This is a genomic window from Ensifer sp. NPDC090286 (assembly GCF_044769565.1).
Classification (GTDB): Bacteria; Pseudomonadota; Alphaproteobacteria; order Rhizobiales; family Rhizobiaceae; genus Ensifer.
The window spans coordinates 165,912-188,189 of the sequence record NZ_JBIVYF010000001.1; the positions used below are offsets into that span (position 1 = coordinate 165,912).

General features: G+C 62.1%; 24 protein-coding genes and 1 tRNA gene. 15 read left to right on the plus strand and 10 right to left on the minus strand.

Annotated features, from left to right (window positions below; all coding sequences use genetic code 11):
* Positions 1-14: 14 nt before the first annotated feature.
* Both ribD and ACIQUG_RS00795 read left to right on the plus strand, forming a co-directional pair.
* Positions 15-1,118: a bifunctional diaminohydroxyphosphoribosylaminopyrimidine deaminase/5-amino-6-(5-phosphoribosylamino)uracil reductase RibD gene (gene ribD, locus ACIQUG_RS00790; RefSeq protein ID WP_402316452.1), complete on the plus strand. Its 1,104-nt coding sequence runs from the start codon at positions 15-17 to the stop codon at positions 1,116-1,118.
* The gene (locus ACIQUG_RS00795) at positions 1,118-1,738 is read left to right on the plus strand and encodes a riboflavin synthase (RefSeq protein ID WP_402316454.1); all 621 of its coding nucleotides are present in this window, start codon (positions 1,118-1,120) and stop codon (positions 1,736-1,738) included. Before ribD ends, ACIQUG_RS00795 begins: the two co-directional genes overlap by 1 nt.
* 73 nt (positions 1,739-1,811) lie before the next feature.
* On the opposite strand, the gene ACIQUG_RS00800 is transcribed toward ACIQUG_RS00795, so the two are convergent.
* From ACIQUG_RS00800 to ACIQUG_RS00810, 3 genes are all read right to left on the minus strand, one after another.
* Positions 1,812-2,162: a hypothetical protein gene (locus ACIQUG_RS00800; RefSeq protein WP_402316457.1), complete on the minus strand. Its 351-nt coding sequence runs from the start codon at positions 2,160-2,162 to the stop codon at positions 1,812-1,814.
* A gap of 281 nt (positions 2,163-2,443) precedes the next feature.
* The gene (locus tag ACIQUG_RS00805) at positions 2,444-3,019 is read right to left on the minus strand and encodes a GNAT family N-acetyltransferase (RefSeq protein WP_402316460.1); all 576 of its coding nucleotides are present in this window, start codon (positions 3,017-3,019) and stop codon (positions 2,444-2,446) included.
* 24 nt (positions 3,020-3,043) lie between these two features.
* Complete coding sequence (locus ACIQUG_RS00810) at positions 3,044-3,544, minus strand: cupin domain-containing protein (RefSeq protein ID WP_402316463.1); 501 nt, start codon at positions 3,542-3,544, stop codon at positions 3,044-3,046.
* A 428-nt stretch (positions 3,545-3,972) separates the two neighbouring features.
* On the opposite strand from ACIQUG_RS00810, the gene ribH reads away from it, so the two are divergent.
* From ribH to ACIQUG_RS00830, 4 genes are all read left to right on the plus strand, one after another.
* Positions 3,973-4,434, plus strand: coding sequence for a 6,7-dimethyl-8-ribityllumazine synthase (ribH, locus tag ACIQUG_RS00815; RefSeq protein WP_043611448.1), 462 nt, complete (start codon positions 3,973-3,975; stop codon positions 4,432-4,434).
* Positions 4,431-4,913, plus strand: coding sequence for a transcription antitermination factor NusB (nusB, locus tag ACIQUG_RS00820; protein ID WP_043611449.1), 483 nt, complete (start codon positions 4,431-4,433; stop codon positions 4,911-4,913). The genes ribH and nusB overlap by 4 nt, the downstream gene beginning before the upstream one ends.
* Positions 4,914-4,918: 5 nt before the next feature.
* Positions 4,919-6,148 (plus strand): MFS transporter, encoded by a 1,230-nt coding sequence (locus tag ACIQUG_RS00825; RefSeq protein ID WP_402316468.1) that lies wholly within the window; start codon positions 4,919-4,921, stop codon positions 6,146-6,148.
* A 195-nt stretch (positions 6,149-6,343) separates the two neighbouring features.
* Positions 6,344-8,479, plus strand: a complete 2,136-nt coding sequence (locus ACIQUG_RS00830) for a sodium-translocating pyrophosphatase (protein WP_402316471.1) — start codon at positions 6,344-6,346, stop codon at positions 8,477-8,479.
* Between the two features lie 71 nt (positions 8,480-8,550).
* Here ACIQUG_RS00830 and ACIQUG_RS00835 read toward each other — a convergent pair whose 3' ends face one another.
* Positions 8,551-9,057: an outer membrane protein assembly factor BamE gene (locus ACIQUG_RS00835; RefSeq protein ID WP_043611497.1), complete on the minus strand. Its 507-nt coding sequence runs from the start codon at positions 9,055-9,057 to the stop codon at positions 8,551-8,553.
* Positions 9,058-9,195: 138 nt separating this feature from the next.
* Here ACIQUG_RS00835 and ACIQUG_RS00840 point away from each other — a divergent pair, with 138 nt between their 5' ends.
* The 6 genes from ACIQUG_RS00840 (at position 9,196) to ACIQUG_RS00865 (ending at position 13,721) form a co-directional block, all read left to right on the plus strand.
* On the plus strand, positions 9,196-9,735 hold the full coding sequence (locus ACIQUG_RS00840) for a ubiquinol-cytochrome C chaperone family protein (RefSeq protein ID WP_402316475.1): 540 nt from the start codon (positions 9,196-9,198) through the stop codon (positions 9,733-9,735).
* An 89-nt stretch (positions 9,736-9,824) separates the two neighbouring features.
* Positions 9,825-10,376: a DUF177 domain-containing protein gene (locus ACIQUG_RS00845; RefSeq protein WP_043611453.1), complete on the plus strand. Its 552-nt coding sequence runs from the start codon at positions 9,825-9,827 to the stop codon at positions 10,374-10,376.
* 202 nt (positions 10,377-10,578) lie between these two features.
* Positions 10,579-11,637 (plus strand): phosphate acyltransferase PlsX, encoded by a 1,059-nt coding sequence (gene plsX / locus ACIQUG_RS00850; protein WP_043611454.1) that lies wholly within the window; start codon positions 10,579-10,581, stop codon positions 11,635-11,637.
* A 4-nt stretch (positions 11,638-11,641) separates the two neighbouring features.
* Complete coding sequence (locus ACIQUG_RS00855; protein WP_402316478.1) at positions 11,642-12,613, plus strand: beta-ketoacyl-ACP synthase III; 972 nt, start codon at positions 11,642-11,644, stop codon at positions 12,611-12,613.
* Positions 12,614-12,705: 92 nt separating this feature from the next.
* Complete coding sequence (locus ACIQUG_RS00860; protein ID WP_034803721.1) at positions 12,706-13,044, plus strand: integration host factor subunit alpha; 339 nt, start codon at positions 12,706-12,708, stop codon at positions 13,042-13,044.
* Positions 13,045-13,184: 140 nt separating this feature from the next.
* Positions 13,185-13,721: a MerR family transcriptional regulator gene (locus ACIQUG_RS00865; RefSeq protein ID WP_034803717.1), complete on the plus strand. Its 537-nt coding sequence runs from the start codon at positions 13,185-13,187 to the stop codon at positions 13,719-13,721.
* Between the two features lie 199 nt (positions 13,722-13,920).
* Here ACIQUG_RS00865 and ACIQUG_RS00870 read toward each other — a convergent pair whose 3' ends face one another.
* Positions 13,921-14,085 carry a hypothetical protein gene (locus ACIQUG_RS00870; RefSeq protein WP_089043959.1) on the minus strand — a complete coding sequence of 55 codons (165 nt, stop codon included), beginning with the start codon at positions 14,083-14,085 and terminating at the stop codon, positions 13,921-13,923.
* 397 nt (positions 14,086-14,482) lie between these two features.
* On the opposite strand from ACIQUG_RS00870, the gene ACIQUG_RS00875 reads away from it, so the two are divergent.
* From ACIQUG_RS00875 to ACIQUG_RS00885, 3 genes are all read left to right on the plus strand, one after another.
* A tRNA-Pro gene (locus ACIQUG_RS00875) sits at positions 14,483-14,559 on the plus strand.
* 156 nt (positions 14,560-14,715) lie between these two features.
* On the plus strand, positions 14,716-15,579 hold the full coding sequence (locus tag ACIQUG_RS00880; protein WP_402316482.1) for a glycosyltransferase family 8 protein: 864 nt from the start codon (positions 14,716-14,718) through the stop codon (positions 15,577-15,579).
* Positions 15,580-15,898: 319 nt separating this feature from the next.
* Positions 15,899-16,192, plus strand: a complete 294-nt coding sequence (locus tag ACIQUG_RS00885) for a hypothetical protein (protein ID WP_402316484.1) — start codon at positions 15,899-15,901, stop codon at positions 16,190-16,192.
* A gap of 88 nt (positions 16,193-16,280) precedes the next feature.
* On the opposite strand, the gene ACIQUG_RS00890 is transcribed toward ACIQUG_RS00885, so the two are convergent.
* The 5 genes from ACIQUG_RS00890 to ACIQUG_RS00910 are packed head-to-tail and all read right to left on the minus strand — an operon-like array spanning position 16,281 to position 22,093.
* Positions 16,281-17,474 carry a glycosyltransferase gene (locus tag ACIQUG_RS00890; protein WP_402316487.1) on the minus strand — a complete coding sequence of 398 codons (1,194 nt, stop codon included), beginning with the start codon at positions 17,472-17,474 and terminating at the stop codon, positions 16,281-16,283.
* Positions 17,475-17,476: 2 nt separating this feature from the next.
* Entirely contained in the window at positions 17,477-18,721 is a 1,245-nt protein-coding gene (locus ACIQUG_RS00895) for an O-antigen ligase family protein (RefSeq protein WP_402316490.1), read from the minus strand.
* Positions 18,718-20,280 carry an undecaprenyl-phosphate glucose phosphotransferase gene (locus tag ACIQUG_RS00900; protein WP_402316493.1) on the minus strand — a complete coding sequence of 521 codons (1,563 nt, stop codon included), beginning with the start codon at positions 20,278-20,280 and terminating at the stop codon, positions 18,718-18,720. The genes ACIQUG_RS00895 and ACIQUG_RS00900 overlap by 4 nt, the downstream gene beginning before the upstream one ends.
* Positions 20,281-20,339: 59 nt before the next feature.
* On the minus strand, positions 20,340-21,512 hold the full coding sequence (locus ACIQUG_RS00905) for a glycosyltransferase family 4 protein (protein ID WP_402316496.1): 1,173 nt from the start codon (positions 21,510-21,512) through the stop codon (positions 20,340-20,342).
* Between the two features lie 5 nt (positions 21,513-21,517).
* A complete protein-coding gene (locus ACIQUG_RS00910) occupies positions 21,518-22,093 on the minus strand; it encodes a polysaccharide biosynthesis/export family protein (protein ID WP_402316499.1) in 576 nt (191 codons plus the stop codon).
* Between the last annotated feature and the right edge of the window lie 185 nt (positions 22,094-22,278).

The window sequence follows — 22,278 nt, forward strand, 5'->3', positions numbered from 1 at the left end:
CGCTGGATAGAGCCATGACAGCGCCCAACCGTGAAGACGAGAGGTTCATGGCCGCGGCGCTGAGGCTGGCTCGCCACCATCTCGGACAGACATCCACCAATCCTTCCGTCGCCTGCCTGATCGTCAAGGACGGCGTTATCGTCGGCCGGGCCGTAACCGCGCGGAGCGGCCGCCCGCATGCCGAAACCCAGGCGCTGACCGAGGCCGGCGAGAAGGCGAGGGGTGCCACCGCCTACGTGACGCTCGAGCCTTGCTCCCATCACGGCAAGACGCCGCCCTGCGCCGATGCGCTCGTCGCCTCCGGTATATCCCGCGTGGTGATCTCGATCCTCGATCCGGACGTGCGGGTCGCAGGGCGCGGCGTCGTGCGCCTGCGCGATGCCGGCATTACCGTCGATATCGGTGTGCTCCCCGAGGACGGGCATCAGGCGCTTGAAGCCTACCTCATGCGCCAGGTCAGCCGACGTCCCTATGTGACTCTCAAGCTTGCCGTTTCGGCCGATGGCATGATCGGCCGCAAGGGCGAGGGGCAGGTGCGCATCACCGGTTCCATCTCCCGTGGTCAAGTACAGATGCTGCGGGCGGAGACCGACGCGATCCTGGTCGGGATCGGCACGGCTGCCGCCGACGATCCGGAATTGACCGTGCGCTTGCCGGGGCTCGAACATCGTTCGCCGCTGCGCATCGTTCTCGATCGCCGGCTCGACCTGCCGCTTTCCTCCAAACTCGTGTTAACGGCGCGAGAGGTCCCCGTCATCGTGGTCTCCAGCGACGGTTCCGGTGATGCTGATTCGGATGATAGCCGAGCAGCACGCAAGGCGGCCATGGAGGCGGCCGGCGTCGAGGTGCTCGAAGCCGGATCGATCGCCGACCTTCTTGCCGCACTCGCGTCCCGCGGTCTCTCCTCGCTGATGGTTGAAGGTGGTGCAGTGGCTGCGCGCGCCTTTCTCGATGCGAACCTTGTCGACCGCATCCAGCTCTACACCGGACCGGGGACCATTGGCGAAAACGGCATCGCATCCCCATTTGACCGTAAGTCCGTGCCCGCAGGCTTCCGCCGCGTCGCCGAGGCACGCTATGGCGACGATCTGTTCGAGGAATACGAAAGGGAAAACTGATGTTCACAGGCATTGTTACCGATATCGGCACCGTCGATTCAGTCACCCCGCTGAAGGAAGGCATCAAGCTGCGTGTTGCCACGCGCTACGACCCGAAGACGATCGACATGGGGGCCTCGATCGCCCATTCCGGCGTGTGCCTGACGGTGACGGCTTTGCCTAACGCCGGCAGCAACGAGCGCTGGTTCGAGGTCGAGGCCTGGGAAGAGGCGCTGCGGCTGACCACGATCGCTGGCTGGACGAAAGGGACGCGCATCAATCTCGAGCGGTCCTTGAAGATCGGCGACGAACTCGGTGGCCACCTGGTTTCCGGCCATGTCGACGACAAGGCGGAAATTCTGTCGGTGGAAGCGGAAGGCGACGCCGTGCGCTTTCGTCTGCGGGCGCCTGAGCATCTGGCAAAGTTCGTCGCTCCAAAGGGATCGGTCGCGCTAGACGGTACGTCGCTGACGGTCAACAAGGTGGCGGGCGCCGAATTCGACGTGCTCCTGATCCGCCATTCGCTGGAGGTCACGACCTGGGGCGAGCGCAAAGCCGGCGATTTCGTCAACTTCGAGGTTGACACCATGGCGCGCTACGCGGCGCGTCTCGCGGAGTTCCCGGCGCCAAAGCCGGAGTGAACTGACTTCCTCTTTCACCGAATGCAAACCGCCCCCGATCGGGGGCGGTTCTGGTTTCGGGAGATGTTGACGCTCAACGTACGTAGAGGGTCAGGCTGCCATCGGCCGCCTGTTCGGCGCCGGCAATGTTGTTCATCTCGACATTCTGCGCCTTCAGCTTGGCTGCAAGCGGCTTGTTGCCTTCGACGGCTGCGTGCAGGGACGAAAGCTGTTGCGGCGTGGCTTCGTTGATCCACGTGCGCGTCTGGCTCGATTCCTTCAGCGTATCCACGTCGACGACGTTGAAGTGATCGCCCTTGAAGTCGCGGACGGTGTGGTCGATTTCGGCCGGCCAGTTCATCGCGGTGCTTGCGGCATAGGAGATGCCGCCGAAGGAGAGGGCGGAGAGAGCAGCGATGACGGAAAGCTTGGCTATGCGGTTCATGGTCATGCTCCTTTGTTTGCCGCAACGAGGCGCAAGCCGGCCCGATACGGGAACGCGGAACCTTGCGGGTTTCCGGGCCGGTGAGGTTCGCCTATTGCGGCGGCCAGCAGGGTTCGTTTGCGGGTGTTGTCACCCGCAAGCAAAGGCGCTGGACTGTTTCGACTGATTGGTCGGCGTTTGCTCCCTTCTTGGGGAGGGCGCGTCGTGCCAACGACTAGGAAACTGGGCCGGAATGTGGCCCTTTCCATGGCATTGGCATCGGGAAAACAATTAAAAATTGTTCATGTTTCGGCGTGCGCGCGAGCCCATCTTTCGCCTGTCGCAGCCGCTGTTTTCTGGTGGCGCTCGAACATGATCACGTGGTTGCCGTGATAGGTCGTGCGCCAGAATTCCTTGAAACCATGCTTCTCGGCGACCCGGATCGAGGCGTGGTTGCCGATATCGATGATGCAGGTCTTGCGCAACGTCGGAAACTGGCGGTCGGCCCATTTGAGCGCCGCGCTGACGGCCTCGGTCGCGAGCCCCTTGCCATGCGCCTTCGGTGACAGTGCCCACCCCGTTTCCATCGTTCCTTCGAGCGAAGGCGTGATGGCGCGATGCACGTCGTGGAAACCGGCCTCGCCGAGAAAGGCCCCGGTCTCCCGGTCCTGGATGGCAAAGAAGCCGAAGCCGAAATAGTGCCACATGCCGACCTGGCGCAGGAAGCGGGTCCAGGACTGCTCCCGCGTAAACGGCACCCCGCCGACGTAACGGATGACCTCGGCATCGCCGAACAGCGCGGAATAGGCGGGGAAATCGTCACGGCGATAGGGGCGCAGGACAAGGCGATCGGTCTCGATGATGGGAACGCTATGCATATTCGATCCTATGCTGTGATGATGTCAGGCACCGGGCTCGCCGTCCCAGTAGTCGACGGCGCTTTCCGGTCGGCCGGTGAAGCTGAACGACCGCTCGCCCTTGGTGCCGCGCGTCCTGGCGAGGAACTTGCCCGAATCCGGGTACTCGCAGATTTCGGTTGCCGCCTTGGTCGAGATCGAAAGGTACTTGAGCGGCACTGAGCCGGTGTTGATCAGGTGATGCGCTGTTTCAGGACCGCCTGCAGGCGCGCCCAGAATGTCACCCGGGCCAACCGCATAACGCTCGCTGCCGAAGCGGTAAGTCCCTTCACCCTCGAGGATAATGAACATTTCCTCTTCGACATGGTGATTGTGAAACGGGCAACCGGACTTGCCCGGCGGCACTTCACCGTAGCCGATGCCCAGATCCTTGAGGCCGAGCAGCGCGCCGAAGGCGACGTCACGGGATTCGAAGAAAGTGCCTTGAGTCCAGTGGTCGAGTTCCAGGTTTTTGGGATTAACGATCGGCTTTTTCGTATCGGTCACATGGTCCTCCCTGGCGCACCGTTGTCGCGGTAACGCTAATACGTTCTATCCGTGTCGCGCGTTCGTCCCGTCGTCAACCTGCGATCGCTAAAATTAGCGACGATGGTTACAGGAATACATCCTAGTGTTGCAATCCATCGGCGAGACCATCTAGGCGCAATCGCGCGATGGTTTCACCAGGGGCTGTGAGGCCGCGTATGGGTGCGAATAAGGCGTGCGGCTTCCCGTCTTCGCCGGTCGGCGGCTGTGCCCTCCGGTGGGACCGAGTTGGAGGAGCGGCGAAGCCTAGGATGGTGGTTATTGGCGGCCGCCGGACGCGGCAAAAGGCCTTCTGCGGTGGAATTTGCTTGCCATTCGACGCCGGGCGTGGTTTGACCGCCGCCTTGGCCGGTCGCATCCGGCGCTGAAATCTCAAAGACAGGTGATCCATGGCAGAGACCACGGCAGCCCACATCCTGATTGTGGAAGCGCGTTTCTATGACGATATGGCCGACGCTCTGCTCGACGGAGCGAAACATGCGCTGGACGAAGCCGGGGCGACCTATGATATCGTAACGGTTCCGGGTGCTCTCGAAATCCCGCCGGCGATCGCCATGGCGCTCGACGGCGCTGACGAAGGTGGCACCGAATACGACGGTTTCGTTGCCCTTGGCATGGTCATTCGTGGCGAAACCTATCATTTCGACATCGTCGCGAACGAATCCTCGCGCGCGATCATGGATCTTGCGGTGAGCGAGAGCCTCGCGATCGGCAACGGTATCCTGACGGTCGAAAACGACGATCAGGCCTGGGCGCGTGCGCGCCGGTCGGAAGGCGACAAGGGTGGCTTTGCTGCGCGTGCGGCACTGACCATGATTGAACTTAAGAAGAAACTGGGCACGGAAAAGTGACGAAAACCCCCTCGGATCAACCGCTGAAGCAGGTCAACCAGCGCGGTGCAGCACGCCTTGCCGCGGTGCAGGCGCTCTATCAGATGGACATCGGCGGCACCGGTGTCCTCGAAGTGGTTGCTGAATACGAAGCGCATCGCCTCGGACAGGATGTCGATGGCGACACCTACCTGAAGGCCGACCCCTCCTGGTTCCGGTCGATTGTCGCCGGTGTCGTGCGCGACCAGCGCAAGCTAGATCCGTTGATCGGTTCGGCGCTTCAGGACGACTGGGCGTTGTCGCGTCTCGATTCCACCGTGCGCGCCATCCTGCGTGCGGGCACCTTCGAGATGCTTGAGCGCAAGGACGTGCCGGTTCCGGTGATCGTCACGGAGTATGTCGAGATCGCCAAGGCCTTCTTCTCGGATGACGAGCCCAAGCTGGTCAATGCTGTCCTCGACCGCATTGCCCGACAGGTCCGCGGCGAACCGAGGAAATAAGGTTGATGGTTGCGGCTGCTGCAGATGACATGGGCAACACCCTTCGCGAAACACGCCGCAACGTTTACCTCCTGACCGCCGCGCAGGCCGTGCTCGGCGTCGTCGGCCCCATCTGCTTTTCGGTCGGCGGTGTCGCCGGCTACCAGATGCTGGCGGAGGACAAGTCGCTGGCCACCGCGCCGCTCACCGCGTTCAACGTCGGCATGGCGCTGGGTGTTGTGCTGGTTGCGGTATTGTCGCGCCTGATCGGCCGCCGTTTCGCCTTCATGAGCGGGACCGCAATCGCGGCCGCCGGGGCAGCGCTCGCCGCCGTCGCACTCTTCCGCGAGAATTTCTGGCTCTTCGCCTTCGCACTCGCGATGCTCGGCTCGTCGAACGGCTTTACACAGAAGCTGCGCTTTGCCGCTGCCGACGCTTCGCCGTCGTTTTACAAGCCCAAGGCAATCTCGCTGATCCTTGGCGGCGGCATCGTTTCGGCCGTTCTCGGTCCGCAGATCGTCATTTTCGCTGGCGACCTGTTCGCGCCGGTTTCCTTTGCCGGGGCTTTCGTCGTCCTGATGCCGATTTGCCTCGTTGCAGCCCTGTTTTTCGCGCCGTTGCGGCTGCCCGAACCGGGCGCAATGGTGAGTGCCCACCACGATCAGTTCGTTCGTCCGCTCGGCGAAATCGTCCGCAGCCAGCGCTTTGCCACCGGCATGATCTGCGGCATTTCCAGCTACGCGCTGATGACCTTCATGATGACCGGCGCGCCCGTCGCCATGGTGATCGGCTGCGGCTTCTCGACCGAGCTCGCCACGCTCGGCATCCAGTGGCACGTATTGGCGATGTTTGCGCCGAGCTTCGTCACCGGCATGCTCATCAGCCGCTTTGGCGCCGAACGCATCGTCGGTTGCGGCCTGCTCTTGCTCATGGCCTGCGCCGCAGTCGCGCATATGGGCATCGAGCTCTGGAACTTCTGGGGTGCGCTGGTGCTGCTTGGCCTCGGCTGGAACTTCGGCTTCATCGGCTCGACGGCGATCGTCGCCAGCAGCTACCGGCCGCAGGAAGCCGACAAGGTCCAGGCCTTCCACGACATCATCCTGTTCACCACCGTGGCGCTGTCGTCGTTTGCCTCGGGCAAGGTGCTCACCGCCTATGGCTGGGACATGCTGAACGCGGTCGTGTGGCCGGTGACGATCGTTTGCCTTATCCTCCTCTTGCTCCTGAAGCGGGCGCCGCGCAAGGCCGCCGCCTAACGCTCCATTCCCCTGAAATCTAAAGCGAACGAGGCGCCGCCAGTGGCGTTTCTCGGGGCTTGACGATCTCCCGTTGCAACCGCACTCTGGCCGCGCCGTGAGGGGTGCTGCTTGAGGAGGTGGTGCGTGATTCGCGGTTTTGAGGGGCCTGCGGCCGGGAGTGAGTCCGCGGGTTGTAACGGAGGGTAATGCGAAATGACCATTTTATTGGGCGTTATCGCATGCGGGTTGCTCGCGGTGGCTTACGCCATCTGGGCAACACAGTCGGTGCTTGCCGCCGACCAGGGGAACGCCCGCATGCAAGAAATCGCAGGCTACATTCGTGAAGGGGCGCAGGCCTATCTCACGCGTCAATACAAGACCATTGCTATTGTCGGCGTCGTCGTATTCATCGCCGCTTGGGTTCTTCTTTCTCCCGCCGCCGCTTTTGGCTTTCTGATCGGTGCGATCCTTTCGGGTGCCGCGGGTTTCATCGGCATGCACGTTTCGGTGCGGGCCAATGTACGCACGGCCCAGGCTGCTTCCGTCAGCCTTGCCTCCGGTCTCGACATCGCCTTCAAATCCGGCGCAATCACCGGCCTTCTCGTTGCGGGCCTGGCCCTTCTTGGGGTCTCGGTCTACTACGTCGTCCTCACGGCCGGCATGGGGCATGAGCCTGCCTCGCGCGAAGTCATCGATGCCCTGGTCTCACTCGGTTTCGGCGCATCGCTGATTTCGATCTTCGCCCGTCTCGGCGGTGGCATCTTTACCAAGGGTGCCGACGTTGGCGGCGATCTCGTCGGCAAGGTCGAAGCCGGCATTCCAGAGGATGATCCGCGCAACCCGGCGACGATCGCCGACAATGTCGGCGACAATGTCGGTGACTGCGCCGGCATGGCCGCCGACCTGTTCGAGACCTATGCCGTCTCCATCGTCGCAACCATGGTGTTGGCGGCCATCTTCTTTGCCGGGACGCCGTTGCTCGCAACCGTCATGGTCTATCCGCTGGCAATCTGCGCCGCCTGCATCATCACCTCGATCGTCGGCACCTTCTTCGTGAAGCTGGGTTCCAACAATTCGATCATGGGAGCGCTGTACAGAGGGCTGATCGTCACCGGCGTGCTGTCGATCGTCGGTCTCGGCGCGGCCACGTCCTTCACCATCGGATGGGGCTCGATCGGTACCGTCGCCGGCAAGGACATCACCGGCTGGAACCTGTTTATCTGCGGCATTCTCGGGCTGGTGGTCACGGCGCTGATCGTGGTGATCACGGAGTACTATACCGGCACCAACAAGCGGCCGGTGAATTCGATCGCCCAGGCCTCAGTCACCGGCCACGGCACCAACGTCATCCAGGGGCTAGCCGTCTCGCTGGAATCGACCGCGCTGCCTGCCATCGTCATCGTCGGCGGCATCATCGCGACCTACCAGCTCGCCGGCCTCTTCGGCACCGGCATTGCCGTCACCGCCATGCTCGGCATCGCCGGCATGATCGTGGCGCTGGACGCTTTCGGGCCGGTCACGGACAACGCCGGCGGTATCGCGGAGATGTCGCATCTGCCGCCGGAGGTACGCAAATCCACCGACGCGCTTGATGCGGTTGGCAACACCACCAAGGCCGTCACCAAGGGCTACGCAATCGGTTCCGCCGGTCTCGGCGCGCTGGTGCTTTTTGCAGCCTATTCGAACGATCTGAGCTATTTCGCCGCCAATGGCGACAAGTATCCCTACTTCGCCGATGTCGGGCAGATCTCCTTCGACCTCTCCAACCCCTATGTGGTTGCCGGCCTGATCTTCGGCGGCCTCATTCCCTATCTCTTTGGCGGCATTGCGATGACTGCCGTCGGCCGTGCAGCCGGCTCGATCGTCGAGGAGGTTCGCCGGCAGTTTCGCGAGAAGCCCGGCATCATGGCAGGCACGGAACGGCCCGACTATGGCCGCGCGGTCGACCTTCTGACGAAGGCGGCGATCCGTGAAATGGTCATTCCTTCGCTGCTGCCGGTGCTGGCGCCCGTCGTCGTCTATTTCGGCGTGCTGCTGCTTTCGGGCTCGAAGGCCTCGGCCTTCGCGGCTCTCGGTGCCTCTCTGCTCGGTGTCATCGTCAACGGCCTCTTCGTGGCGATCTCGATGACTTCGGGCGGTGGCGCCTGGGACAATGCCAAGAAGAGCTTCGAGGACGGTTTCGTCGACAAGAACGGCGAACGCCATCTGAAGGGCTCCGACGCCCACAAGGCGTCGGTGACCGGCGACACCGTCGGCGATCCCTACAAGGACACGGCCGGTCCGGCCGTGAACCCGGCGATCAAGATCACCAACATCGTGGCGCTACTGCTTCTGGCAATCCTCGCCTGATCACATCGCCAAGCAAACAAAAAGGCCCGCGGAACATCGTTCCGCGGGCCTTTTCTTTGGAATGGGGCGGCTTAGTTGCCGAAGTCCTTGAACAGGCTGCGTGCCGCGGCCTGGCCTGCACCGGGGCCGGTCAGCAGTTGGCCGAGGAAGCTTGTTTCCTTGCCGCCTGTCGGCGTCGTGCGGGTCAGCATGTCGAAGACCTTGCCGTCCTTCAGCGTGTAGTGAGCCAGCTGGCTGACGGTGCCTTCCTTGTCGAAATAGACGGCTAGGATCGACTGGTCGACCAGCTGCGGCTTCATGAAGGCGACAGGGCGCTTGCGCGTCTGCGAAATGTAGTAGAACACTTCGTTGTCGAAGGTTGCCGTCGTCGAGGGCGTGCCGAGCGAGAGCAGTACCTGCTCGCGGCTGGAGCCGACCGGAACGAGGTTTAGCGTTTCCTGGTCAACCACATAGCCCTGATGGAGAACTTCACCGACATTGGCGGACTGGCAGGCGGAAAGGGTAAAACCGGCGATTGTGGCTACGACCGCCACGCGGCCGAGGGTCTTAAAGTTTTTTCTCAAATACCGCTTCGTCAACGACAGCTCCCCTTGGAGAAACGATGGCAGATCCGCCATTGCAATTCGTGCCTGCTTCGGTAAACCAGCTTCGGCTGTCATGCAACAACGTCATGGGCGCTTGCGCGCATTTCGAGAAAGCCAAGCCCGAGCTTTGTGATGATTTTTGGACTGTTTAAAAGAAAAAGTGGCAACACCGCGATTGTCGAGCGGCAATATGCATTGCTGACGGCGGCCGCACGCCAGCCCTACCTCTACACCGACCTCGATGTGCCGGACACGGTGATGGGCCGGTTCGAGATGCTGTCGGCAACGCTGATCCTCTATTTCCGCCGTACGCGCGCTTCGGCGAGGGCGGGCCAGGAAATCGCCCAGGAGATCATCGATGCCTTCTTCGAGGACGTGGATCATTCGATCCGCGAGCTCGGCGTCGGTGACGCCGGCGTGCCGAAGAAGATGAAGAAGCTGGCCGGCATGTATTACGGCCGGCTCGAATCGTACGCCGCGGCGCTGGAAACGAAGGACGTCGAGGCTCTGGCGGCAGCGCTCAGGCGCAACTTCCACCCCGATGGCGGCGACGCGGCGCCTTCGATGATGGCGCTTGCTGGCTATCTGCTGGCGGTCGAGGCGCAGCTCGTCGATGTCGCGGAAGACGTCGTCGAAGTCGGCCAGTTGCACATTCCGCCGGCTGGGGCGTAATAGAAATCAAGAGCGTCGCCACCGGCAGCCGGTCGGCGGCTGCATTCGCGATGGGCGCCAGGTAAGCCCGCGCGAGGAAGGATCCAATTATGAAAGATGAAAGCCGGCCGGCCTTTTCTTACCCGGTGAAGGTAGGGCACATTTCGGCGAACGCGGTCAGCGTTCACCTCTCCGCCAATGAGCGTGAGCGCAAGGCGCTTGCCGAGCTTTGGAACATCAACGATGTCCTGTCGCTCGAGGCCGACCTGCAGATCGCGCGCTGGAAGAAGGATGGCGTGAAGATCAAGGGCGACGTCAAGGCCCGCATCGTGCAGAGTTGTGTCGTCACGCTTGAGCCGGTCGAAGCCGATATCAACGAGCTGGTCGAGGCGATCTTCGTGCCCGAGGGATCGCGGCTCGCCCGCCAGGCAAGCAACGACGGCGGCGAGATGGTTCTCGACCCTGACGGCCCCGATATTCCCGATACCTTTATCGGCGACACCATCGACGCCGGCGTCGTCGTCAGCGAGCAGGTCGCGCTCGCGATCGACCCTTATCCCCGTAAGCCCGGCGTGACGTTCGGCGAGCGCATCGAGAGCACATCTGCCGATGACAAGAAGCCGAACCCCTTTGCGGTCCTGAAGGACTGGAAAAAGGACTGAGGTCGCGAAAGCGTCATCTACAATTCGGTTGTCACGCAATGGAAAAGCAGTATTTTGGCCCCAAACCGGCCAGAAGAGCCGCCAAAGCGATCTGCCGCGTGCTTGGCTCAAGCGTCAGAAGCAATATGTTTCGTCTATGCGTTTCCGTTGAGTGCGCCGCGGCGGCACGTGTTGTGTGGCAGAAATAAAGGATAAGACACGCGTGGTCAGAATTTCACTTGACGTGATGGGGGGCGACTATGGTCCTGAAGTCGTCATCCCCGGCGCCGCAAGAGCGCTTGAACGTCATCCGGACATCAAGTTCGTTTTGTTCGGCATCGAAGCGCAGTGCGCGGGCCTCCTTGAAAAATATCCGAAGCTGAAGGCCAACAGCACCTTTTACGACTGCGAGATTGCAGTCGCCATGGACGAGAAGCCGAGCCAGGCGCTTCGCCGAGGTCGCGGCAAGTCGAGCATGTGGAAAGCGATCGACGCGATCAACGCCGGCGAGGCAGACGTCGTCGTTTCCGCCGGCAATACCGGCGCACTGATGGCCATGTCGGTCTTCTGTCTGCGCACCATGCAGGGAATTCAACGGCCGGCGATCGCCGCCATTTGGCCGACGCTGAAGGGCGAGAGCATCGTGCTCGATGTCGGCGCGACGATCGGTGCGGACGCGCAGCAATTGATGGATTTCGCGCTGATGGGCGGCGCCATGGCGCGCGCGCTGTTCGAGATCGAACGACCGATGGTCGGGCTGCTGAATGTCGGCGTCGAGGAGATCAAGGGACAGGAAGAGGTCAAGGAAGCCGGCCGCCTGATCCGTGAAGCCAATATCGACGGCTTCGACTATTACGGCTTCGTCGAGGGCGACGATATCGGTCGCGGAACCGTCGACGTCGTCGTCACGGAAGGTTTTTCCGGCAATATCGCGCTGAAGGCTGCCGAAGGCACCGCGCGCCAGATCGCCGAATATCTGCGCGCTGCCATGTCGCGCACGCTTCTTGCCAAGCTCGGCTATATCCTTGCCAAGGGCGCCTTCGACCGCCTGCGGGAGAAGATGGACCCGCGCAAGGTCAATGGCGGCGTGTTCCTTGGCCTCAATGGCGTCGTGATCAAGAGCCATGGTGGTGCGGATGCCGAAGGTTTTGCAGCCGCGATCGATGTCGGCTACGACATGGTGAAGAATGGCCTGAAGGCGAAGATCGAGCTCGATCTGGCGAAGTACCATGGCGGCGAGCCGCCACAGGCCCTTTCCGCCGGCATGAATGATGAGGTTTGAATAGATGATCCGTTCCGTCGTTCGCGGTTTCGGCGCGGCTTTGCCGAAACGCGTGGTCACCAATCAGGAGCTGGAATCCAAGGTCGATACGTCCGATGAGTGGATCGTGCAGCGCACCGGCATCCGGCAGCGTTACATCGCCGGCGAGGGTGAAACCACGGCTTCGCTCGGCGAAGGTGCGGCACGCGCCGCGCTCGCCAATGCCGGGCTTATCCCTGATGACATCGACCTGATCATCCTGGCGACCTCCACCCCGGACAACACGTTCCCGGCAACGGCCGTCAATATCCAGGATCGTCTCGGCATGCGCCATGGCGCGGCCTTCGACATGCAGGCGGTCTGCTCGGGCTTCGTCTACGCGGTCACCACGGCGGATGCCTATATCCGCGGCGGGCTTGCCAAGCGCGTGCTGGTGATCGGCGCGGAAACATTCTCCCGCATTCTCGACTGGACCGACCGCACGACCTGCGTGCTCTTTGGCGACGGCGCCGGCGCCATCATCCTGGAAGCCCAGGAAGGCGAGGGCACCAATGCCGATCGCGGCGTACTGACGGCGAAGCTTCGCTCCGATGGCGCGCACCGCGACAAGCTCTATGTCGACGGCGGCCCCTCGACCACGGGAACGGTCGGCCATCTGAAGATGGAAGGCCGCGAAGTCTTCAAGCATGCGGTCGGCATGATCACCGACGTCATCGAGGCCGCCTTCGAGGCGACCGGGACGACGGCCGAAGATCTGGATTGGCTGGTTCCGCACCAGGCCAACCGCCGCATCATCGACGGTTCTGCCAAGAAGCTTGGTATCCCTCTCGACAAGGTTGTGGTGACCGTCGATCTGCATGGCAACACCTCCGCAGCCTCCATTCCGCTGGCATTGAATGCGGCGGCGGGCGATGGCCGGATCAAGAAGGGTGACCTTGTCCTGCTCGAGGCCATGGGCGGTGGCTTCACCTGGGGCTCCGTGCTCCTCCGCTGGTAAAGAAATTGCTTAAGCAACAGGCGCTTGACCGCAAAAGGCAAGGGCAATAGTCTTCGGACGCTGATCGGCGTACCAGACGTTGGTGGGGGAAGATGAGCGGAAAAACAGTAACACGGGCGGACTTGGCTGAGTCGGTTTTTCGCAAGGTGGGTCTGTCGAGGACAGAGTCTGCCGAGCTGGTGGAAACCGTCATTGACGAAATATGCAACGCAATCGTGCGTGGCGAGAGTGTGAAGCTGTCCTCTTTCGCGACCTTCCAGGTCCGCGACAAGAACGAACGTATCGGGCGAAACCCGAAAACCGGCGAGGAAGTGCCGATTTCGCCCCGGCGCGTGATGACCTTCAAGGCGTCGAACGTCCTGAAGCAACGCGTGCTGAAGGCGCATCTGGGCCGCAGGGCCAAGCAGAAACCGGTGTCTCCCGTTTCGTGAACGCCAGACGACAGCCACAAATGTGGTTGAAAACCCATCCATAAGCCGTTGAAATGGAGCCGATTCGTGCCATCATTGGCACGGTATCGGCTCTTTGTCGGCTTTCGAGCCTGAGTCGCATGGCATGGATTGGGAACGATATGGAAAAGAGCCCGGACGCTTTTCGCACCATCAGCGAGGTCGCTGACGATCTCGACCTGCCGCAGCACGTCCTGCGTTTTTGGGAAACCCGCTTCCAGCAGATCAAGCCGATGAAGCGCGGCGGTGGCCGGCGGTATTACCGGCCGGAGGATGTCGACCTTTTGAAGGGCATCCGGCATCTGCTCTATGATCACGGCTATACGATCAAGGGCGTGCAGAAACTCCTGAAGACCAACGGCAACAAGTTCGTCGCGGCAATTGCGAGCGGTGATCTCGCGACCGTCGAGGCACTTGCGGCCTCCAGCAATGAAGAGCCGGCACCGCCGAAGGCTGGTCTTTCCGAGGAGGATCAGATCGTTGGCCGCGCCAAGGCGCCCGCGAGCCGCCGTTTCTTCTCCTTCGGCGGCAGCAGTGACGACGTGCCCGAGATCTCTCTCGGAAAATCCTCGTCCGTGGGCAAGGAAGATCGCGCCCTGCTACAGGAGGCGCTCTATGACCTCCTGGAGTGCAAGCGGTTGCTCGACCAGGTGCGCTGAGAAAGCCATTTCAGAGAATCGATCAAGACCGGTTTCGGACGCCCGACTGCATGTCGGCCGAGCCGTCTCGACGCAAGTATCTTTTATGCGATCACCAAGACAGCGCCTGTGCCGTCGGCGCGCTACCCGACGGCGAGGAGCATATGCGCGCCTATCCGCAGGACGCGCGCGACCATCCTCAATAGCGTTTGAAAAAGCGTCAGTAGGAGATGCGGAAGCCGCCGGGGCTCGCCGCGGAGACGTCAGGCTCAGGGTAGGGGCCTGTCCACTGCGCATAGGTCGTGTTGGTCGAACCCGAGGTCGCACAGCCGGAGAGCGTGAGAAGCGCAAGCGCGGTGAGGGCCATAAGGGACTTAAGAGGCATGGTTTTCTCCTAGAAAGGGAGACGCTCCAGGCCTCAAGGGCCAGTATCAAACTGTCCCTCAATTCATCCATGATGGCAAGCTCACGTTGCGTTAGGCAGCAAGTTTCGAGCGACGGGATCTCGTTTTGGTGAAGGTTCCGTAGCCGGACGCGCGGTCGGTGTTTTTCGTCGCCACGCAGCATCGGACCTTGCAGGCATCCAGTGGCGCGCGGGGGTGGGGGCCTTCTCTGTCCGCAGTCGCGTCACGGGGGCGATGCCATGCCGTGAATTTGCGGAATGTCCTGTAGGACTTTCGGCTCCCACACATACTTTTCCACGCCGTTTGTTCCTTTTTCGATCCAGGCCGCATTTTCCCGCTTGCGCTCTAAGCGTTGGTTATATAGGGGTTTCCTCGGTTCGGAGCGTAGCGCAGCCCGGTAGCGCACTTGACTGGGGGTCAAGGGGTCGTGGGTTCGAATCCCGCCGCTCCGACCATTTTCCTCTTCGGCTTTGATGGCCGAAATCCCCTGAGGAACTTCGATTTCCCTTCATCTTTTCGATAAGCGACCGATCACTTCGGCGGCCCTGCCGTGAGGGATGGGCGAATAGCGGGTCATTGTCTTGATGGCCTGGCACGATTTGGGGGGCTTAATGCGTGCGGAAACTGATGAATCGGCTTTGGCTTTAAGCGCGTGTTTTGTCGTCACTTCCGTGGACCGCAGGTTTGTCGAGTTCGCCGGAGTGATGTTGCATACGCTGGCTCTGAATGGCGATGTCGACGAGGTCAACGTCATCGTCTTCTGCGACGGACTGACCCCCAAGGATAAATCGCATCTGAGACGGTGCGGCGGGCGCCTGCGCTTAACGCTGTTCGAATTGTCCGAAAAAACGCTTCGGCAATTCGAGGGGTTGAAAACCAACAGCAACTGGAGCCGGTCGATCTACACCCGGCTTGTCTTGCCAGACCTCCTTGGCCGTAAGGAGGGGCGGCTCGTCTATCTCGATGCCGATACGATCGTGGTCGACAGTCTGCGTCCGTTGCTGAACCTGGATATGTCCGGCATGCCGGTGGCCGCTGTCGGCGGCGTGTCCAACCAGGACAATGCGCGTCTGAAGCTTCCGGACGGAACGAGAACGATGAATTCCGGCGTTTTGCTGATCGACATTGTGGAATGGTTGAAGAGGGATCTGTCCGGTCGCTGCCTCGAGATTGTCCGTTCGCAGGCCGCAAGGCTGAAGTTCTTCGATCAGGACGCATTGAACATCGCTCTCGCTGGGCAATTCGCTTCCCTCGACCGTCGTTGGAATGTGATCCTGCATTCGCATGCCGACGAACCGGCGATCTTCCATTTCACGCACGACAAGCCCAACTCCGTTCGTTGCCAGCACCCGGCGCAGCCCCTGTATTTGCAGTACCGGCAAGCGACGCCTTGGGCGAAGAAGCGTCTCAAGTCGCGCTGGCACAAGCGGATCAGTCGGCTGACACACTCCGTCCGAAGACTTTTCGGGCGCTGAAACTCGGCCAGCCGGAGTTCTGTCGGCGGCGTCCGCAATCGTGATGTCTCCTTGCCGGCTCCGGTGCTCCAAGCTTCGGTTTGGCCTTGTAACGGGCTATCTCGGCATCGCCCCGGCCCGGGTCGCACTTGCTGTGATCGGCGCACGAAGCCGCACGGACCCCCGTTGGTTGCGACGCATAAAATTTATCGCTCATCCGAAATCGCTAAAATGCCTCGTTCCGGTGCGATGGTCCACGCGGCTGGGGCCGACCGCCGTCCTCGCGAAAGTGATGGAATGGCCTTATGGCGGGCGCCTGCCTGCCAAAGGAGGAAATGGAATGAAGACGCTTTCGAAGATTTTTGCCGTGTCGTTGCTCGGGCTTTCGGCCCTGACGGCAATGCCGGTCATTTCGACGTCCGGCACCGCCCGTGCCGACGACGCCGTCATCCTCGTTCCGGGCCAGCCTACCGGCTCATCGGGTGATACCGGCACGGCGAGTTCCAACCCGGATACCGGTGCTGCGAGCTCCAACCCGGATACCGGCGCCGCCAATTCCAACGGCGATACGGGGGCACCAAGTTCGAACCCCGATACCGGCGGTGGCTCGGGCGCGGAAGGATCGACGCCCTAAGCGATCCTGCGAATGCAGCAAAAGAGGTCCTTCAACAGGGCCTCTTTTTTGTTTTCGAAAAGAAGCAGCGGGGCAATCACTCTTTTCGCTATGTGGTTGACTGGAGCAGGTCGGCCTTCTGCAGTTTTGAAGCCGCGTTCCGGTAAAGGGCCTCCGTGCGGTCGAGCATGACGGCAAGCGTAAAGCGGTCCTTCAGGCTTACCGCGCTGGCCGCCAGGACCTTGAAGGTTTCGGGCTCCGCGGCACTGATCATGCTCTTGGCGAGTGCTGATGTGTCGTCGCTATTGGGCAGGATATAACCGTTCCGCCCGTCCTCGATCACCGTGCGCGCGCCACCGATATCGGTGGCGATGATCGCCTTGCCGGCCGCAGCCCCTTCAAGCATCACATAGGACATCGCCTCGTAGCGGCTCGGCATCACCAGGAGGTCGAAGGCCGGCACGGCCTGCGGGCCGGTGAAGGCGGAGGTCAGATGCATCCGGTTCTGCAGCCCGCTTTCGGCAATCGCCTTGCGAAGGCTGCCCTCGAGCTCACCGCTGCCGACCATGACGAGGTGGCTGTTTCTGACCGAGGCGGCCACACTCTTGAAAGCGGCGATCAGCCGTTCCGGCGCCTTCTGGGCGGACAATCGTCCAACGAAGCCGAAAACGAAAGCGTCCGGCGCGATGCCGAAGCTGGCGCGCAGCGTCTGCGCCATTTCGCCCGAGGGCGGTGTCACGCCATTGACGATCACCGACATGCGCTTCTCCGGCATATGCAAGGACAGCGCGTGATGGAACTCGTCGTCGGAGACGCAGATCAGGTGATCGGTAAAGAAGCGGGCCAGCGCCCATTCGATCGTGCCATAGATCAACCGTCCGCCGCGGCCGAGCGTCGGGTCGAGCGTGCGAAAGGCGTGTGGCGTGTAGATCCGCGGCACATGAGAACCGGGCAGCCGCAGGCGCGTCAGCGCACCGGCCTTGGAACTGTGGCCATGGACGATGTCGAAACCGTTGTTCTGGATGATGCGCCGGAGTTCGAGAAAGCAGCCGACATCAGACGGCCCGGGCGCGCGTCTCATCGGGATGGCGTGTACCGCCGGCAGGCCGATTGCCTTCAGTTCACGAACGAAACCTTCCTCGGCGCGCACCGGCGAATAGACGGCCTCGACGTGATGCCCGCGCTTGTGCATGCCGCGGCAGAGATCGAGGAAGTGTCGGCCCGAACCGCCACCGCTCGGCTCCAGCACTTCTAGGAGCTTGAGGGAAGGGGCCGGCGACCGGCGCGGAACCACATGTTCCATGGTCAGGAGCTCCGGCCGGCGCGCGCCTGCCGGCGATGGCGATATTCAAGGGCGGCGCAACCCCAGATGATTCCGATGAGCAGGTAGAAGTGGCGCCAATGGTCCGTGTCGATGACATTGCCCACCCCGACATGGCCGAGGACGGCGACCCAGGCGATCATCAGATAGGTTTGCCAGGGGCGGTTGAGCAGCAGAAAGCGGAAGCCGAGCGAGAGCGTCCAGATGATCAGCGTCACATAGCTGATGAATCCGAGCCAGCCGTAGGAGGTCAGCGACTTCAGCCAGACGTTGTGCTCGTCCTCCGGGAAGATCGTGCTGAAGACCATGGGACCGATGCCGAGCGGCTTTTCCATCGACATCAGGAAGCCGAGCCTGTGGCGGTCGAAGCGCCCGAGGTGGCCGCCGTCATAATCCTGCACCAGCTGCGAGCGGCTGGAAAAGAGGGTTGCGACCTGCTCGGACTGCAGCGCGACGAGGAGAGCGCCGACGATCATGATGCCGCCGACCAGCGCCAGCACCAGGATCCGCAGGCGAAAGAGGCCGTTTCGCTCTTTCAGCAGCATCACGAAGACGAAGGCGACGACGCAGAAAAGGTTGAGGGCCCAGGCTGCGCGGGAAAATGAAAGGAAGACGCCGAGTGCCAGCACCAGCAGCGCGGCGATCTTGAGCGGCGCCTTCTGGATGGGCTGCGTGAGGATGCCGTGGATGAGGTACATGGCCGGCACCGAGAGGAATGGGCCAAAGACGTTCGGATCCTGGAATGCGCCCTTGGCGCGGCCATAGAGCGTGAAGTTTTCCGCACCCGGCACGGCGCCGAAATAGCCGAGGATGCCGAGTAGGGCCGTGATGATGGCCGCCGCCGTCCAGGCGTTGAAGATCAGCCGCAGCCGTTCGTGGCGGTCCTCGATGATGGCCGCGAAGAAGACCGAGGAGAGCGCAAGGAATCCGGAGACCGCCATGTACATCGGCCCCTTCGTCAGGTCGGTCATGACCGTCAGAGACAGCATGCCGCCAACCATGAACAGGGTCAGAAGCGTCAGCAGCGGGGCAACGCTGCGCGAGATCTTGAGGCCCACAAGCGCCCAAAGGCCGATGAGCGCCACCAGGAACAGCTCATAGGGTGCCGGCTCGAAAATGACGAAGCCAGAGAGAAACACGGCAAATGCGACGAGCCCTGAGCCGAGCAGCGAGAGCGCCGCAAGCTGGGGACGAGCGATCGGGAGCCGGCCTGTATCGACGGTGCTCAATAGGCATTCTCGGTGTTGAGCAGCCTGAACGGCGTCAGGAACAGGATCTTGAGGTCGAAGAGCAGCGACCAGTTTTCGATGTAGTGCAGGTCGAAGGCGGTGCGCAGGCGGATCTTGTCGTCATTGTCGATCTCGCCACGCCAACCGTTGATCTGCGCCCAGCCGGTGACGCCGGGCTTGACGCGGTGGCGGGCGAAGTAACCTTCGACGACGTCGGAATAGGTGCGGTTCTGGGTCTGGGCGAGCACGGCGTGCGGCCGCGGCCCGACGAGCGACAGCTCACCCTTCAGCACGTTGAAGATCTGTGGCAGTTCGTCGATCGAGGACTTGCGGATGAAGCGGCCGACGGGGGTGACGCGCGGGTCGCCCTTGGTCACGGCGTTGCGGGCCGTCGGGTCGCTCATATGCGTATACATCGAGCGGAACTTGTAGACCTCGATGGTCTCGTTGTTGAAGCCGTGCCGCTTCTGCTTGAAGATGATCGGGCCGGGAGACGTTGCTTTGACCGCAATCGCCGCGCCGAGCATGATCGGCCAAAGAAGCACCAGGGCGACCAGGCTGAAGAAGATGTCGAAGCCGCGCTTGGCGACGGAGTCCCAGTCGGCGATCGGCTTGTCGAAGATGTCGAGCATCGGGACGTCGCCGACATGGGAATAGCTGCGCGGGCGGAAGCGCAGATTGTTGGCGTGGGCGGCGAGCCGGATGTCGACCGGCAGGATCCAGAGCTTCTTCAGAAGCTGGAGAATGCGCTTTTCTGCCGTCAACGGCAGCGAGATGATCAGCATGTCGATGCGGGCCAGGCGGGCGAATTCCACCAGTTCGTCGACCGTTCCGAGCTTCGGGTAGCCGGCGATGACGTTGGGAGAGCGGCGCTCGTCGCGGTCGTCGAAAATACCGCAGATGCGGATGTCGTTGTCGGGCTGGTCCTCGAGCGTGCGGATCAGGTCCTTGGCCGGCTGGCCGCCACCGACGACGACGGCGCGGCGTTCCATCGTGCCGTTTCGGGCCCAATGGCGGATGGAATAGGCGATGAAGGCGCGCTCGGCGATCAGAAAGATTGCGCCGCCGATGAACCAGCCACCGAACCAGACACGTGAATACTGATGGCCGGATTTGAGGAAGAACAGCGCGATGGCGATGCCGCCGAATGCGATGGCCCAGGAGGCGAGGATGCGCGGCATCACCCGCAGCCAGGCGCGCAGCGCCGGGATCTGGTAGGTGTCGGCGATCTGCATGGCAGCGACTGCCAGGGCGGAGCCGCCAAAGAGGATTGCCAGATAGAGCGGCAGCTGCTCGAAGCCCGGCTGGACATAAAGCGCGTTGATGGCATAGCCGATCGCAAAGAGCGCGCTGAACTCGAACAGGCGCATCAGCCCCATGATCATCGCCGGCGAATAGGTATCGGCGCTGAACTGCTCGGCGATCTGCCGCGCCAGCGGATTGAGATCCGTGGTCGTCGTTTCGTCCGGCATTTCGCCAGGCGCGCGGGCGCGGATTTCCGAAATCTTCTTGCGAAGCGCTTCGGGATCGAACGAACCCGGGCGGTCAAACTTGTTCATGGCTGTCTTCCGGCGCTGAAGTCCCTCAGCCGGGATAGCAGAAAGCCACTAAGAAACGCTTACGTTGTGGGCAACACGCTATCGGCGGGCGGCTGGTAACGGCACAATTCCCGATAGAGGCTTAACATATCCGCCGACATTACCGAAGCTGCAAATTGCGACTTGAACGTGCTCGGATCGGGCATCACACGTGCCGCCCAGTCTTTCTCTGTGATTGCGCGGGCCATGATGTCGGCAAGCGACCGGGCATTGGCGGGTTCGGCAAGCGCGGTGCTGTCGCGTCCGAGAATTTCCGGGATGCCGCCGACACGGCTGGCGATAACAGGCTTTCGCGCCGCCAGCGCCTCAAGCACGATATAGGGCATGGATTCGGCGCGCGAGGGAACGACGATGTTGCGCGTCAGCGCAAAGGCCTCTCGCGTCTTCATCGCCGGCTGCATGCGGATACGGCGGCCGAGACCCTGCTGCAGCACCAGATCGCAGTATTCCTGCTGCTGCGGGCCGTCGCCGATCATCAGCGCCGACAGCGGCCGGCCGACAAGCCGTTCGGTCTGGGCGAAAGCCTCCACAAACAGATCGGGACCCTTCAGGTCCCGCATCATGCCGATATAGAGAAAATCGACCGCATCCGGCTGGGGCGGGACGACCTCGAACTCCCGGTCGTCGATGCCATTGTAGATCAACGCGTTGCGCTCGCGCGGTGCGCCGACCTTTGCGAAATAGGTCTGCCGCTCGAAGTCGCAGACGAAGACGAGGGCGTCGGTGATCCGCTGCTGGATCCGCTCGGCCGGGAAGACCAAACGCCCGGTCAGAGAGCCCGGACGGTAGTGCAGGCTGCCGCCATGCGGCGAATAGAGGCGGGCTACGCGATACTTGTTGACCCGCAGGGCTGAACCGATGAGCCGGGCAATGACGCCGCCTTTGGCGCCGTGCCCATGCAACACATCCGGTCGCAAACTTCTGATTTCCTTGTAGCCGCGCCACAAAGCGGCAAAATCCGACGGCCCGACCGACCGGTGGATCGGCATCCGGATGAGGCCGAGCGCGAGATAGGGGCGAATTTCGTCGAACAGCCGATCCTCGTGACTGCCGCCTGTCGTGCTGTCGCAGAGGATCCCGACCTCATGGCCGGCCTTGGCATGCGCCTCGGCCAGGTCGCGCACGTGGCGGAATATCCCGCCGACAGGCGACCTGAAGCAGTGGATGATGCGCAAGGGCCGCTCTTGTTGCATCGAGATCAGAACAGGCGTTCGCGAACATAGATCGTGTCGCCGGCAAGAACAGCGTCGGTGATCGGGACCCGGCCGGTGATGATGCGGCCATTGATCTTGCGCGTAATGTCGGCGTTCGACTGGTTGGCGCGCGGCGAGAAGCCGCCGGCAACCGCGATCGCGTTCTGCACGGTCATCCCCGGAACATAGGCATACTGGCCGGCCTGACCGACTTCACCCATGATGAAGACGGAACGGTAGCGATCGACCTCGATCGTGACGTCTGGATCGCGCAGATAGCCTTGCTTCAGCTTGGCGGCGATCATGCCCTCGAGTTCGGGCAGGGTCCTGCCGCGCGAGGCGACCGTGCCGATCAGGGGGAAGGCGACGTAGCCGGCCTGATCGACCGTGTAGGTACCGCTGAGGCCGGCTTGTTCGAAAACGTTGATGCGCAGGCGGTCGCCGCTGTCGAGCCGATAGGGCTGGATCGTGGCTTCGCTGAAGGCTTTGGGTGCGGGCTGGTAGCTCGTGCAGCCGCCGAGCAACATCGACAGCGTTGCCGCCGTGATCGCGAGACCCGTCTTGATAGCTGCAGTGGACATGCGGTTCATAGGCTCCGGAAACGACCAGCTTTTGTGACGTTATCGATCCGTTAGGGTTAATAGCAGGTAAACTCGCGGTAGAATTTTCGCGGAGACCTGGCGATGCCGCCCGGCCGTTACCATCCGCAGGTTGATCGCATTAACCCTTGCGTTACCATGTTCCTTTACGGTCCGGCGAGATTTGA